This window comes from Gorillibacterium sp. sgz306347 (genome assembly GCF_059735245.1).
The window spans coordinates 1-13,999 of record NZ_JCAPET010000019.1; the positions used below are offsets into that span (position 1 = coordinate 1).

General features: G+C 62.0%; 12 protein-coding genes. All 12 read right to left on the bottom strand.

The genetic code is table 11. The features are described from left to right. Window positions 1-129: 129 nt before the first annotated feature. The 12 genes from AC6I6H_RS11730 to AC6I6H_RS11785 all read right to left on the bottom strand — a co-directional run bounded on the left by AC6I6H_RS11730 (window position 130) and on the right by AC6I6H_RS11785 (window position 13,836). Window positions 130-1,599: a sensor histidine kinase gene (locus AC6I6H_RS11730; RefSeq protein WP_497953969.1), complete on the bottom strand. Its 1,470-nt coding sequence runs from the start codon at window positions 1,597-1,599 to the stop codon at window positions 130-132. Next, entirely contained in the window at window positions 1,578-2,291 is a 714-nt protein-coding gene (locus AC6I6H_RS11735) for a response regulator transcription factor (RefSeq protein WP_497953971.1), read from the bottom strand. Before AC6I6H_RS11735 ends, AC6I6H_RS11730 begins: the two co-directional genes overlap by 22 nt. A 20-nt stretch (window positions 2,292-2,311) precedes the next feature. Beyond that, window positions 2,312-3,085 carry an ABC transporter permease subunit gene (locus tag AC6I6H_RS11740; protein ID WP_497953972.1) on the bottom strand — a complete coding sequence of 258 codons (774 nt, stop codon included), beginning with the start codon at window positions 3,083-3,085 and terminating at the stop codon, window positions 2,312-2,314. A gap of 69 nt (window positions 3,086-3,154) precedes the next feature. Continuing rightward, the gene (locus AC6I6H_RS11745) at window positions 3,155-3,979 is read right to left on the bottom strand and encodes a DUF2705 family protein (RefSeq protein ID WP_497953973.1); all 825 of its coding nucleotides are present in this window, start codon (window positions 3,977-3,979) and stop codon (window positions 3,155-3,157) included. Further along, window positions 3,976-4,701 (bottom strand): ABC transporter ATP-binding protein, encoded by a 726-nt coding sequence (locus tag AC6I6H_RS11750; protein WP_497953974.1) that lies wholly within the window; start codon window positions 4,699-4,701, stop codon window positions 3,976-3,978. The genes AC6I6H_RS11745 and AC6I6H_RS11750 overlap by 4 nt, the downstream gene beginning before the upstream one ends. A 72-nt stretch (window positions 4,702-4,773) precedes the next feature. Continuing rightward, window positions 4,774-6,171, bottom strand: a complete 1,398-nt coding sequence (locus AC6I6H_RS11755) for a YheC/YheD family endospore coat-associated protein (RefSeq protein ID WP_497953975.1) — start codon at window positions 6,169-6,171, stop codon at window positions 4,774-4,776. A 16-nt stretch (window positions 6,172-6,187) separates the two neighbouring features. Next, a complete protein-coding gene (locus tag AC6I6H_RS11760) occupies window positions 6,188-8,188 on the bottom strand; it encodes a YheC/YheD family protein (RefSeq protein ID WP_497953977.1) in 2,001 nt (666 codons plus the stop codon). Window positions 8,189-8,360: 172 nt separating this feature from the next. Next, window positions 8,361-8,648 (bottom strand): stage VI sporulation protein F, encoded by a 288-nt coding sequence (locus AC6I6H_RS11765; RefSeq protein WP_497953978.1) that lies wholly within the window; start codon window positions 8,646-8,648, stop codon window positions 8,361-8,363. Window positions 8,649-8,740: 92 nt separating this feature from the next. After that, window positions 8,741-10,789 (bottom strand): ATP-dependent DNA helicase RecG, encoded by a 2,049-nt coding sequence (gene recG, locus AC6I6H_RS11770; protein ID WP_497953980.1) that lies wholly within the window; start codon window positions 10,787-10,789, stop codon window positions 8,741-8,743. Window position 10,790: 1 nt separating this feature from the next. Further along, a complete protein-coding gene (locus tag AC6I6H_RS11775) occupies window positions 10,791-11,639 on the bottom strand; it encodes a DegV family protein (RefSeq protein ID WP_497953981.1) in 849 nt (282 codons plus the stop codon). An 11-nt stretch (window positions 11,640-11,650) separates the two neighbouring features. Then, entirely contained in the window at window positions 11,651-13,456 is a 1,806-nt protein-coding gene (locus tag AC6I6H_RS11780) for a DAK2 domain-containing protein (protein WP_497953983.1), read from the bottom strand. 23 nt (window positions 13,457-13,479) lie between these two features. Then, window positions 13,480-13,836: an Asp23/Gls24 family envelope stress response protein gene (locus tag AC6I6H_RS11785; protein ID WP_497953984.1), complete on the bottom strand. Its 357-nt coding sequence runs from the start codon at window positions 13,834-13,836 to the stop codon at window positions 13,480-13,482. Window positions 13,837-13,999: the final 163 nt, after the last annotated feature.

Genomic DNA, 13,999 nt, shown 5'->3' on the forward strand with positions numbered 1-13,999 from the left:
AGGCAAGCAGCGTCCATCGCCGGGCCTCGGCGCGCGGAAATCCGCCTTCCGCCGGCTGCGCCGGGGCAAGCCGGGGGCGCATTCCCGCCGTGAGCAGGCGGCTGCGGCCGCCCGGACTCCCCGCTCCGGCTAAAGCTGGAGCCAAATCCGGACCCTCGCGCCGCCCTCCGGGCGGTTGTCGAGCCGGATGTCGCCCCGGTGCCGCTGCACCAGCCTGCGCACGATGTAAAGGCCGAGCCCGGCATGCCCGGTTTCCCGGGACCGGGACGGGTCGCCCTGGTAGAACGGGCGCAGCGCGGAGCGGAGGTCTTCTTCCGAAAAGCCGGGACCGGTATCCGCCATCTCCAGCTCGAGCCGCGCGCCGTCCGCAAGCCGCAAGCGCCAGAACACCGTGCCGCCCTCCGGGGTAAAACGGATGGCGTTCGCCGCAAGGTTGTCGGCGATCTGCTCCAGCCGCCGCACATCTACATAGACCGGTCCCCGGGCAGAGCGGCTGTCTTCAAAGGCCCGCTCGAAGCGCACTCCCTTGCGCTCGGCCAGGAGCGCATATTCCTCCGCTTTGCGCCGGAAAAGAGCTTCCGGGTCCGTTTCTTCCGGCAGAAGCAGAAAGTCCGCCTTTTCCACCTCCGCCACCTGATTCATCTCCTCCACCAGACGGATCGCCCGCAGCGTATTGGTCCGGATCGTCCGCAGGTAGCGGGCGCTCCGCTCCGGGTCCGGCTTCTCCGCGTCAATCAGCCCGTCGGCATGCCCGAGCACGATGGTAAGCGGCGTCCGGAGATCGTGGGCGAGAGCGGCCGTCATGTCCCGGCGCTCCTGCTCGGCCCGCCATTCCCGCTCCAGCGACTCCTTCAGAGTCGCGCGCATATGCTCGAAGGCCGTCCCCAGCTCGTTCAGCTCTTTTGCACCCACCGGGGGCGCCAGATGAAAATCGAGGTCCTGCCGCTCGATCCGCCGGGCCCCCTCGATCAGGGCATCCACCGGCGGGCGGATGCGCCGCTGCAGACGGCGGCCGAAGACCACCGTGAACAGCGTCAGAAACACAAGCGGAGCCGCAAGGTTCGCGGCCAGGAACAGGAAGATCAGAAGCGGCCGGTCCACGTTGGACGAGGCCAGTCCGATCCGGTACCGGACAACGAGCGCCCCGCCAAGGCCGCCGTCCCGGCCGGCAAGCGGATAGAAGCGGCGGTACTGCCCTTCTCCGTCCTCGACCGTGTTCAGCTTACCCAACAGCTCTTTCGGGTCCGCCGCCAGCCGTTCCGGGATCGTGCCGTACAGCGGGCGTCCGTCCGCGGCCATGACCTGGTACCCGATGCCCTCGGCCGGGATGACCGCTTCCAGCTCCGGCCGCGCCGCCGGGTCAAGCAGCTCCGTCCCACGCCGTTCGGCAAAAGCATGGATGGCCGGCACCTTTTGCTCAAAGTAGTTGGCGGGCTTCGGAAACACGCTTCCCTCCACGAACAGATAAACAAAGCTGAACGCCCAGACCAGAAGCGTGGCCGCAATCGTGCAGAGCAGGACGGCCAGCGAGATGTAGCGGAACTGGCGGTGCAGCGGGCGGTAGTTCATCCAGTTTTTCAGCGGGCGCTTTTTTCCCATTTGTACCCGATCCCCCACACCGTCTGAAGCAGGGCGGCGCTTTCCCCGAATTTGCCGAGCTTGGCCCGGATGTTTTTGACGTGCTCCGTGACGGTGGACGAATCGCCCTCCGCGTCGAAGCCCCATACCTTTTCGTAGATCTGTTCGCGCGAGAACACCTGGCCCGCGTGCAGCGCAAGCAGCCGGACGATTTCAAACTCCCGTGCGGTCAGGGGCACGGCGGCGTCCCGATAATAGAGCGCAAAGCTGCGCAAGTCTACCGCCAGGTCCCCGAAGCGCAGGATCGCGGCCCCGCCCTTGCGGTCCGCATTCCGGACGGCTCTTTGCTCGCGCCGCAAATGGGCGGCCAGCCGGGCCTTCAGCTCGCGCATGCTGAACGGCTTGACCAGATAATCGTCGCCGCCGGCCGCAAGCCCGCCGATCCGGTCCGCTTCGGTATGCCGCGCGCTCAGGAAAACAATCGGGCAATCCACCTTGCCCCGAATGGCTTCGCAGACCCGCAGCCCGTCCATGCCCGGCATCATTACATCAAGCACGATCAGATCCGGCTCCCGCTCCAGCTGGCGGAAAGCCGCCCCTCCGTCGCAGGCCGTCAGCACCTCGTACCCGTCGTCCTCCAGCGCGTCGCGGATAAACCCGATCATATCTTCCTCGTCGTCGACCACCAAAATGCGTTCCTTCGTTTGCCCCACGTGCCTCTTCCTTTCCTTCCTTACGCCTTCCAGTCCCGTTTGGTCCAAAGCAGCCGGACGGCTGCATGCCCCATCATAACACAGATCACGGAAATCCAGAGCAGATGCGGACCGCTTTGTCCCCCGAGCAGACGGAAAATATCATCCGAGGCGACCATCAGAAAAAGCAGCCGGTCGGACAAATAGATGCCGCCGATGAGGACGCCGAGCGTGCCCGCGTAAGCGAGAATCGGATGCGGGAGCAGCGCCGAAACGAGCATGGACAGGCTCAGCACCGCGAGAAACACGAGCAGCGCCAGCGCATAGAAAACAACCGTGTAGCCAAAAGCGCCCATCGCCCCAAGCGCGTCCGTTCCCGGAAACGCGAAGGTATCCGCAGGAGGCATGGCGAGCTTGCCGAACAGCGTTCCGGTCAGCAGCGTGCCTCCGGTCAGCACCGCCAGCAGCAGCGCCAGGACCAGCCATTTCGCGGCCGCCAGCTTGGCCCGTCCGACCGGACGCAGCAGCACAAGACGCAGGGCGCCGGAAGCATACTCCCCGTTAAAGCAGTCCGCCGCCAGCATCGGAATCAGCAGAAAGTTGAAAAAGAGCGACAGCTCCCGCAGCAGAAAAGGCGCGGTATTAAGCGCGTTCAGAGTGGTCATGTGATCCGGATCGTACATCACCCGACCGCCCATTCCCCACAAGAAAAAACATTCGAAGCCCAGCGCCATTACGTATAGCGCCAGCAGCGCCTTGGTTTTCCGCCGCGCCCAAATCCGCTCCCATTCGCTTTTCATCAAATTGCCCAGCATGTGTTTATCCTCCTCTTATCTGTCGCGGAATGGCCGGACCGAAAAGGCTTGTCCCCCAGCCCGCCCCGGTCATTCCCATTTGTCCCGCTTTGCCGCCATGAGCCAAGCCGCTCCTCCGAACACCGCCGGATAGGCGGCCAGCACCCCGAAGATCCAGCCCGCAAGCGCAGGCTTTTCCACCGCGTAAACGAGTCCTTCCGACTGAATCATCGGCAGTGAAGCAAACACCAGCCGCCGGTAAGCTTCCTTGGGAATGAACTCGTAAAAGTAGGCCAGCAGTTGGGGATAAAGCAGGCAGAACAGCAAGAACCCGATTCCCGCCCCCATAACGCCCGTGACCGTTCGGCACAGCACCGAAAGAAAGAGCATGACTGCGCCGGCAGCAAGGAGCGTCAGCAGCGCCGCCCCGTAAAACCGCAGCACGTACCCGGCTCCCGCCCAGCCTCCGATCGACTCGGCATGGTAAAAAAGCGGAAACGTCCACGAACGCGGCAGAAAAAGAAAGCCGGCGGCATAGCTGCACAGCAGGTAAACGCCGCACAGGAGGGCGAGCGAAAGCGCCAGAACGGCCGCCTTGGCCGCCAGTACCTGAACGTAGGAATACGACCGGATCAGAACCATCCGCAGCGCCCCGCTCCGGTATTCGTCCGTTACGCAAAACGCCGTCAGCACCACAACCGCCAGATTGAACGCCGTCACGAGCATTTCCGACAGCCCGAGCACCGGGAAGTTGCCGGACACGGCGTACTGAGGGAGCGACGGATCGACCGAAGCGTTTGCCTGGCTGTAATACCGGACGGCGGCGAACGCCGCAACCGGCAGGCAGGCCAGTATCAGCCAGACGGTTTTTTTCGCCCACAGCCGGCGCCATTCGCTTTGCAGGAGCCGGCTCATCGGGTCATCAGCTCCACGAAGGCGTCTTCCAGTTCGCCGCCTGCGCTGAGCTCCTCCGTTGCGCCCCGCCAGACGAGACGGCCCTCCTTCATCAGCACCAGCCCGGAGCAGGTCCGCTGGATCTCATCCAGCAGATGGCTTGAAATCAGGAACGTCAACCCGGCCTGGTCGCGGAGCCGGAAGATCAGCTCCCGGAGCTCCCGCATGCCCATCGGGTCAAGTCCGTTTGCAGGCTCGTCCAGAATGACCAGCTCCGGTTCTCCAAGAATCGCCTGCGCGATGCCCAGACGCTGCTTCATGCCCAGCGAATACCGGCCCACCGGGTCGTCGGCGCGCGTCCGGAGGCCGACGGTCTCCAGCACCTCCTCCACCCGCTCCTTTTGGCGGGCCGCATCCAGGTTCGGATGCAGCCGCGCCAGATTGCGCAGGTTTTTCCGTCCGCTCAAGTAGTTGAAAAAAATCGGCGCCTCCACAATGGCACCCAGCTTCCGCATGGCCTGCCGGCGGTCCCGCCGCGCATCCGTCCCTGCTATGGTAACCCGGCCGGAAGAAGGAGCGATGAGCCCGGTAATCATCCGGATCAAAGTCGTTTTCCCCGCCCCGTTCGGGCCCAACAGGCCGCAGATTTCACCGGGCCGCACCTGAAAGGTCACCTCGTCGACCAGAACCCTTCCGTGGGCTTTCTTGGACAACCCTTCCACTTCCAAAATCGCTTGCTGCATGGTTGTATTCCCCTCCTTGGCCCTTATGCTAGCAGCTAAAAATCAAGGAATGCTAAGGACGCCAAAAAGAGGCTAAAACCGGGTCAAAAAACGGGTGTAGCGCAGTACGCGCCGGACCGAAGGCCGAATCCGCACCGGGGTGTCCCCGGTCGCACCGTTTGCATCTCCTTCCGCGCCGAGCGGCGCGTTGTCTTCCTTGGACGGTTTGGAATTGACCTCCAGCAGGAGCACCCGGCCCCGGCGGTCGACGGCAAGATCGACGCCCAGCTCGGCGAAATGGCCCGCAATTTGCCGCGTCAAAGCGCGGGCGATTTCAAGCGCCGCCTTTGCGAGCGAAGCCCGGATGTCGCCGTGCAGTCCCGCCGGCAAATCCGATCGCGCCACCGCATCCTGGACGGAGGAGAGCTTCCCGCCGCGCGCAAGATTGGAGACGACGGACCGGGGGGCGCCCGTCCGCGCCACAATGGACGTGACCGCCCATTCGCCGTCTTCGTCGCGCTGAACCAGCGCGCGGAAATCGATAGGCGAATGCCCGGCGCGGATCAGCCCCAGTCCTTCCTGAAGGAGGCAGTCCCGGTATTTGTACTTTGCCGCGAGGACTTTGGCCAGCTTTCCGGCGTTCGGGTACACCGTTTGCCGGAACCGGCCGCCGGACGAGGCGGCCTCGCACACGCACCGGCCGTCCGGCCTGCGGCGGATGCGGATGATGCCGCGGCCGAGGCTGCCCAGGGAAGGCTTGAGGAATACGACGGCATGGCGCTCCAGCATGCCGCTCAGCATGGCGCTTCCCCGGAACGTCAGGGACTCGGGCAGGTGCGCCCGCACCCCTTCCTCTTTCCGAAGGGCTTCAAACACTTCGGTTTTGTTCAGGTATCGTTCGTTAAACAGCACAGCGCGTGTTTTGAAGTCGCGCAGAAAGGCCTGCACCCGTTCGCTGTTTTCGGTCACGCGCGAGGTCAGCCGATTGTATACGGCATCCGGCCGGGGCAGCGTGCGGCGTCTCCATCCTCCGCCTGCGTAAACCCAGCCGGTTACGGTCCCCGCGTTTGCTGCGGGCAGCTGCTCTGCCGACAGAAAGCAGACCGTCACCCCGGACTCGCTTCCCGCAGCGGCCAGCTCCCGGCAAAAAGAAGAAACGCCGCGGAACGGTTCATCCGCGTTCCCTCCGGCCCGGCGCAGCAGCACGGCGAGAAGCGGCCCGAGGCTAAGCGTCTTCTCCGCCTGCTGGTAGCGCAGGCACAACGAAGCGCCTTCATGCAGCCCGAGCTGGTCGGCCAAAGCGGGCGGCAGCCGGAAATCGCGCCCCGGACCGGCCGAAGCTACCCGCAGCGGTCTTCGGCTGGAGCCGAAGGCCAGGGTCACCGCGGCGCCCTCGGAAAGCTTCCAGCGCTTGAGATGCGCCGCGCCCAGGCGAAGCGTTTCATCGTCCCCGCGGCCGTCCAAGGAAACCTTGATTTTCACCCGTCCCATCCGGTTTCCTCCTTTTCTAGCCCGATATTCTTTGCGCCCCGCCCGGTCCGCCTTCGTCTCCTTCCGCTTCCCGCAGATTCCGTTCGGTTTTTGCAGCGTTCGCAGCCTTTGCGGCCTTATCGGGAACCCGCTCGGAGAGGTCCCCTTGCCGGTTCCCGCGCATCGTTTCCGTCAGGTGCATGGCGTAGCGGATCGGCCGTTCCACCGTTTTCCGGTACAGGCCGGGTTCGCCTACGCTGCGGAACAGATCGCGCCCCGGCTTGGGGTTAACCTCGATCAGCCAGATGCGGCCCTGAACGTCGATGCCGATGTCCAGGCCGAATTCCATCATGGAGCCGAACCGCTCCTCGATCACCCGCACCGTTTCAAAGGCCAGCTCCTCGCATTCCGCCCGGATGCCGGCCGCCTTTTGCTCGCCGAACACTTTGCCGACGATTTTTTCAAAGGCGACGGCCTTTCCGCCGCCATGCAGATTGGAGGTGGAGCTGCCGGGCGCTCCGACGCGCACGCCCATGCCGGTAACCTCCCATTGGCCGCGGTGGTTTTTCTGGATCAGCAGCCGGACATCGGCCACCCGCCCGGGCACCAGCTCCAGATTCAGGCCCTGCTGAATCATAAAGTTGCCCTGCCGCACCCGCTGGCGTACCGTCCAGCGGGTAAGCCAGCGCTCCAGTTCGGAAACGCTGCCGAACCGGGCCCTGATTTTGGCCCGGGTCCGGCTCCGGCCCAGCACATCATACCGGCCGCGGCGCGACTCGATGCGGACGATGCTGATGCCGCCCGTTCCGTTGCCGGGCTTGACGTACACGATCGGATGCTTTTTCAGATAGCCCGCCAGAAGACCGGGCGCATATTCTTCCGTTTCCGGTATCCAGCGCTTCAGCGCGTCTTCCTTGAGAAACAGCCGGGTGGCGTTCCATTTGTTTGTGAAGCGGTTATTGGCATAGCGAAACAGGCTGGAGGTGCGGATCTTCATGTACCGGCTGCCGCTTTTGCGGTGCCGGTCGATTACCACCTCGGGCCATTCGTAAAAACGCGAGCCCCATCCCCCGGAGGCTGTCAGCGAAAACCCGCGGATTTTCCGGCTGTGCACGTCGATGTCCTGCGGGGCAAACAGGAACGCTTCCGCTCCGAGCCGCTCTCCCGCCCGAAGCAGCTCCCGGAAATACCGCGGTTCGCTGAAAGACAATCCCTTCCGGGCGACCATAATGCCGATCAACGGCTTTTTCATACCCTTCCCTCCGCTGCTTTGATTTTGGACCGCCTCCGGCAAACCCGCAATCCGGGCGTGCCGCATGATCGTACGAAACATGCTGGGGTCCCGAAGCTGCCGGAATATATACGGATCGGGTTTTGTGTTCACCTCAATAATCCAGGGATTCAGGCCGGCGTCCAGGCCGATGTCGATTCCGAGCGCCTGCACAAAAGGATAACCTTCGGCCATGTGCCGGGCGGTCTTTAGCGCGAGCTCGTAAAGCTTTTGCACATACGCCGCCCGTTCTTTCCGGGAGACATGCCCCTCCAGAAGCCGCTCCACCGGTAGCGGCGTGCCGCCCCGGTGGTAGTTGGTTACCACCTTCCCGGGCTGGGCCAGCCGTCCGATGATTCCGGTAACGATCCATTCCCCCGCTTCGTCCCGCTGCACCATGACGCGGAGGTCGAACGGACGTTTGCGCTTGCGGAGCAAAGCAATGCCTCTCTGCATCACGTGTCTTTGTTCCTTGAACCGGCCGCGCAGCGAATGGTAAAGCTCCTGGTAATCGGAAAAAGAATGCAGCCTTTGGCCCAACTGCCAATCGTAGCCGCCCTCCTTGCGCTGCCGCACCCGGATCACCCCGCGGCCTCCCGTTCCCCCTTCCGGCTTTACAAAAACGGTGCCGTACCGGTCCAGCCAGTCCCTTAAGTCCTGCTTCGAGACGGCGGCCGTTTCAGGGAGGCAGGCCGCAAGCTCCTCGTCCCGCTCCAGGTAGAACGCTTTGGCAAGTTTGTTGTTAGGCAATGCGGGTCCGTGTTCCATAACGCCCTCCGCTCCTGTTTTACTACTTATGTATGTTTGCGGAACAGCGTTTGCCACGGCTTCGCTGCGGCTTGTGCGGAGACGCGGAATACGGGAGCAGCGCAAAAACGCGCCGTTTCCCCGGAATACGGGAAACGGCGCGTTTTTGCGCAACGGCGCGGGGGCCGTTCCGTTAGCGGAACATCCCCCACAGCTTTAACAAATGAAAGGTGTTTTTCGGATCGATTTTTTGGGCGAGGACAAACCGGACCAGATTTGCTTTCTGCGGTTCGCTGAGCGGCTCGCCCAAAACCACGGCGGCGGCCTCCACCAGCCCGCTCACGGCGGCGGGATTTTGCAAATGCTGCTTGGTTACCCCGTTCACCAGCCCCTTGATCCGTTCCTTGACGGCCGGGTTTTTCATCTTCCACTTGACCCTTTCCACCAGGGCGGGGTCAATTCCGTACTGTACGTAGCCCATTGGCGCACCTCCTGACACACTACTTCCCAGTGTATGCAGGCGCGGCGCAATCAGACCAGACCCGGCCGGTTCGAAAGCCAAACGGACGGGCGTCAATCCAGCACTTCGCTGTCGAGAATGCCTTCCCGCTGGAGATAGCGGCGCAGGGGCAGAAACTCCGCAGCCGTCCAGAAATCCGGCCGTGCCGTCAGCTCCGCCGCGTCCCCGCGCGCTTCCTCCAGCGTCTCGAAATCGGCCGTAACGTCCGCAAGCTTGAATTCGGGAAGCCCGCTCTGCTTGGTGCCGAAAAATTCTCCGGGCCCGCGCAGCTCCAGGTCCCGGCGCGCAATTTCAAACCCGTCGTTTGTCTCCGTCATCGCCCGGAGGCGCTCCTTGCCAACCTCGCTTTTGGGGTCGGCGATGAGAATGCAGTAGGATTGCTTGTCGCTGCGGCCGACCCGGCCGCGCAGCTGGTGGAGCTGCGAGAGGCCAAAGCGGTCCGCGTCGTAAATGACCATGACGGTGGCGTTCGGCACGTCGACGCCCACCTCGATGACGGTGGTGGACACCAGCACCTTCGTTTCCGCCGCGGCGAACGCGCGCATCGCCTCATCTTTGTCGGCGGCCGGCATGCGGCCGTGCAGCAGACCGACCGCAAGCCCGGGGAAGCCGGCGGAAATTTGCGCATGCAGATCGATGGCGTTCTGGACGTCCAGCTTCTCCGACTCCTCGATCAACGGACAGATGACATACGCCTGGCCGCCCGCCTCCACTTCCTTGACGATAAAACGGAGAATCCGGTCCAGCATGCCGTGCCCGACGGCATAGGTCTCCACCGGCTTCCGCCCTTTAGGCAGCTCGTCCAGCGTGGAGACATCCAAATCCCCGAAGGCGGAAATCGCCAGCGTCCGGGGAATCGGCGTCGCCGTCATGGACAGCACGTCGGGGTTCATCCCTTTGCGGCGCAGAATCGACCGCTGGTTGACGCCGAACCGGTGCTGTTCGTCCGTGACGACAAGCCCCAGCTGTCGGAAGAACACGTCCTCCTGGATAAGCGCATGCGTGCCGACCACGACATCCGTCATGCCCATTTGCAGGGAAGCAAGCACGTCCTTGCGCTGCCGGCCGGTCAGGCTTCCGGTCAAAAGCGCCACCTGAATGCCGTGATCCGCAAACAGCTTTTCCAGCGAGCGCTTGTGCTGCTCGGCCAAAAGCTCGGTAGGCACCATCAGCGCCCCTTGATACCCGGCTTTCACCGCCGCATACAGCGCAACCGCGGCCACCACCGTTTTGCCGGAGCCGACATCGCCCTGCAGCAGCCGGTTCATGCTGTGCGGATGCTCCAGATCGCCCAGCACCTCTCCGATCACCCGGAGCTGGGCGTCCGTCAGGCGAAAGGGCAGCGAGCGGACAAATTCACGGACGGCCGGCCGGTCCACCGGATGGGCGACGCCGTCCGCCCGGCGCCGGGTGAGGGCGCGGAACGCCTGCATTTTGAGCTGGAAGAAAAAGAATTCCTCGTACACCAGCCGTTTGCGGGCTTGACGCCCCTCTTCCATATCCGCCGGATCGTGAATTTTGGCGATCGCCTGCCGGCGGGGCATAAAGCCATACCGGTTCGCCAATTCGCGAGGGAGGTTTTCATCGATCATACTCCCGAACTGGAGAAGCCCTTGACGCACCGTCTTGCGCATCCAGGTCTGGGTTATGCCGCCGCCGACCGAATAGACGGGCTGCAGCGTCCCGGTGCGGGACGTTCCTTTGCCCGGAAACTCCGCCTCCGATACGGTAATTTGCAGGCGCTTCGCTTCCCATTTGCCGGTCAGCACCACTTCTTCGCCGGGGCGAAGCTTGTCTTTGAGAAAATGCCGGTTGAAAAATACCGCCGTCACAAAAAAACGGTCCACGACCACCTTGCACGACAGCCGCGATTTCGTTCTGCCGTACATGGCAAGGAGCGGCTCCCCGTAAACCGTTCCCTGGACGGTGATCTTCTCCCCGTCCTTCACTTCCGTCAGGTCGCGCAGCCGGTAATCCTCGTAACGGAACGGAAAATAATCAAGAAGCCCGCCGGCGGAAAAGACCCCCAGTGCGCCGAGGTCTTCCGCTTTTTGCGGGCCGATTCCGTGAACTTCCCGGATGGGAATGGAATAGAGATCCATATTAGGCCTTGATGACGAAGATCGCCACGGTGCCCGGACCCGAATGGGTGCCGACCACGGGACCGACCCACGTGAACGTTGTTTTGACGACATGGAACCGGCTGCAGAGAAGCCGGTTGAGCGTCTCCGCCGCCTCTTGGGCGTCCGCATGCGAGATGCCCACTTCAATCGGATCCTGCGGGGACCAGGTTTCCGCCAGCATGTCGATTACTCGCTCCATCGCCTTTTTCTGCCCGCGCACCTTGTCGGCAGTGGTGATTTCACCGGTCGGGTCGATGGTTAAAATCGGCTTGATGTTAAGCAGCGAACCGAACAGCGCAGCGGCTTTGCCGATTCTGCCGCCCTTGTACAGGTTCGTCAGGCTGTCCACCAGAAAATAAAGGGAGAAGCTTTCGTCCAGTTCCTCCAGTACCGCAAGGATTTCCTCGACGCTTTTGCCGTCCCGGGCCGCCTGAGCCGCCCGCACGACCTTGATGCCGAGCCCGAACGAAGCCGATTTGGAATCCACGATCGTGATGTTCGCATCCTCGTTCAGCATCGACTTCGCCAGCATGGCGGACTGGTAAGTGCCGCTCAGGGCGGAAGAAATGTGAATGGACAGAACCGGCTCCTCGTCCCCTCTGCCAAGCTTCTTGTACGTGTTCAAAAAGTCGACCGGCGATGGCTGGGAAGTGGTGGACAATACGTCGCCGGCGGAAAGCTTCCTGTAAAACTCCCGCGCTCCCAGCGTGACGGAGTCGATGAAGGTCTCCGTGCCGAAATGGACTTTCAGCGGAACGACTTCGATATTCAGTTCTTTGCGGATTTCCTCGGGAATATCCGCCGTGCTGTCGGTGACCACCCGGACCATGCCCATCCTCCTCACTCTACCGCAAACAGGTAGGAATACAGAGGCTGTCCCCCGGCATGAACTTCCACTTCCGCGTCGGGATAATGTTCTCCCAGGAAGTCGACCAGGGAATTCGTCATGTCATCGGTCGCCTCTTCACCTGTCAGGAAGGTGACGATCTCGCCGCCGCCGGCAAGCATGCTGTCCAGAAGCGCACAGCAGGCTTCCCGCAATTCCGCCGCGGATGCGACGATTTTGCCGTCCTGAATGCCGATATAGTCGCCTTGCTTGATTTCGATTCCGTCGATCGAGGTGTCGCGGACGGCATAAGTGACTTGTCCGGATACGATCTGGGAAATCGCCTTGTTCATCGCTTCGGTGTTGGCGGCGCTGTCCGCCGTCTCCTGAAACGCCACGAGAGCCGCCATGCACTGCGGAATGGTTTTGGTCGGAATAACGATGATTTCCTTGTCTTCCACAAGATCGCGGGCCTGCTGGGCCGCCATCACGATGTTCGAATTGTTCGGGAACACATAGACGGTCGACGCATGCACCCGTTCCACGGCATGAACGATGTCCTCCGTGCTCGGATTCATCGTCTGCCCGCCGGAAATAACGGCGTCCACGCCGAGGCTCTCAAAAATTTCCGAGATGCCTTCGCCCATCGCAACCGCAACGAAACCGAACGGTGCCGGTTCCGTTTCTTCCACCGGCGAAGTTCCGGCGGCATCCGCGGCCGCCTCTTCCGGAACCGGCACTTCCGCCCGGATTTCCTGCGAGATGGTGTCCTTGCTTACGGTCGGAGCCCCGTAACGGCTATCGTATTCGCTTGTCAGCAAAATGTGGGAATGCTGCTCGCGCATGTTCTCGATCTTGATACGGGTCAAATCGCCGAATTTCATGGCGTGGTTCATCACCTCGCCGGGGTATTCCGCATGCACGTGCACCTTCACCAGATCATCGTCGGCCACCACGAGCAGCGAATCGCCCAGCTTGCCCAGCTCCTGCCGGAAGGCTTCCTCTTCAAAGTCCGCGCCCTCCGTTTTGCCCGGCACGAGCTTGATGATGAATTCGGTGCAGTAGCCGAACTCGATGTCTTCGGTCGCCAGCTGCGATTGCGCCGTTCCGCCGTGACCGGGCACGGCGATCGGATCAACCGCGGGCGCGGAAACGGCTGCCGGAACGGATTCCTCCGTCTCCAGGACGGGGGCGGCTTGTCCGCTGAGCGCGGCTAGGAAGCCCTCGTAGACGAGCAGCAAGCCTTGGCCCCCTGCGTCGACGACGCCGACCTGCTTCAAGACGGGCAGCAGCTCGGGCGTCCGGTCCAGCGTCTTCTTCGCGTATTGGCAAACCTCGCTCATCAGCTCGGTGATGTCGGAGGTGCGGCGTGCGTAATACAGCGCGTGCTTCGCCGCTTCCTTCGCTACGGTCAGAATCGTCCCTTCCACCGGCTTGACGACGGCTTTGTAAGCCGTTTCGACTCCCTGCTGAAGGGCGGCCGCAAACTGAACCGGCGTTACCTCGGCAGCCGTCTGAACCGACTTGGCGAAGCCCCGGAACAATTGGGACAGGATAACGCCGGAATTGCCCCGGGCGCCCATCAGAAGCCCTTTGGACAACGCGTCCGCAGCCTTGCCGATTTCGGCAGACGGCCGGCGTTTCATTTCTTCCATGCCCGAAGTCATGGTCAAGTTCATGTTCGTGCCGGTATCGCCGTCCGGAACGGGGAACACGTTGAGCGCGTTCACGTTATTGACATTGTTTCTCAGGTTGTCGGCGCCCGAGATCACCATGCGGGCAAAATCGGTTCCGTCTATGACTGTAAAGCGCTTACTCAAGAAAATATCTCCTTCCGGTAGGGTCACACGCCGCGGACGCCCTGAACGATTATATTTACGAAATCGACTTTCAAGCCTGCCACTTCATTCAGCACATACTTTACCCGGTTTTGCACGTTGTGCGCTACCTCGGAAATTTTGGTTCCATAGCTGACGATGATGTAAAGATCGATGTTCAGCCCGTCGGCTTCATTCCGGATTTCGACCCCGCGGGTCAGATTTTCGCGCCGCAGCAGCTCGGCAATCCCGTCCTTGAATTGTTTGCGGGAAGACATTCCCACCAAGCCGTAGCAATCGAGCGCGGCCGAACCGGCCAAAACCGCTACAACCTGATCGGTTACATGCACATTTCCTTTTTCGCTAACGAGTTCGATCGGCATTGTCCCTCACCTTTGGTTTCTTAAAGATTGTAGATTACTTCTCATTGTACTATATTCAACCGCAGAAAGAAATCCAATTTGCGATTTGGCCGGATTCGTTCGGGAAATTTGGTTGACTAGCCGTTTTTGGCTGTGCTATTATGTTCTAGTGTGTTTTTAGCCA

Coding starts and splice junctions, on each gene's coding strand:
- AC6I6H_RS11730 (WP_497953969.1), bottom strand. CDS start 1,599: ATGGGAAAAAAGCGCCCGCTGAAAAACTGGATGAACTACCGCCCGCTG.
- AC6I6H_RS11740 (WP_497953972.1), bottom strand. CDS start 3,085: ATGCTGGGCAATTTGATGAAAAGCGAATGGGAGCGGATTTGGGCGCGG.
- AC6I6H_RS11745 (WP_497953973.1), bottom strand. CDS start 3,979: ATGAGCCGGCTCCTGCAAAGCGAATGGCGCCGGCTGTGGGCGAAAAAA.
- AC6I6H_RS11750 (WP_497953974.1), bottom strand. CDS start 4,701: ATGCAGCAAGCGATTTTGGAAGTGGAAGGGTTGTCCAAGAAAGCCCAC.
- AC6I6H_RS11755 (WP_497953975.1), bottom strand. CDS start 6,171: ATGGGACGGGTGAAAATCAAGGTTTCCTTGGACGGCCGCGGGGACGAT.
- AC6I6H_RS11760 (WP_497953977.1), bottom strand. CDS start 8,188: ATGGAACACGGACCCGCATTGCCTAACAACAAACTTGCCAAAGCGTTC.
- AC6I6H_RS11765 (WP_497953978.1), bottom strand. CDS start 8,648: ATGGGCTACGTACAGTACGGAATTGACCCCGCCCTGGTGGAAAGGGTC.
- recG (WP_497953980.1), bottom strand. CDS start 10,789: ATGGATCTCTATTCCATTCCCATCCGGGAAGTTCACGGAATCGGCCCG.
- AC6I6H_RS11775 (WP_497953981.1), bottom strand. CDS start 11,639: ATGGTCCGGGTGGTCACCGACAGCACGGCGGATATTCCCGAGGAAATC.
- AC6I6H_RS11785 (WP_497953984.1), bottom strand. CDS start 13,836: ATGCCGATCGAACTCGTTAGCGAAAAAGGAAATGTGCATGTAACCGAT.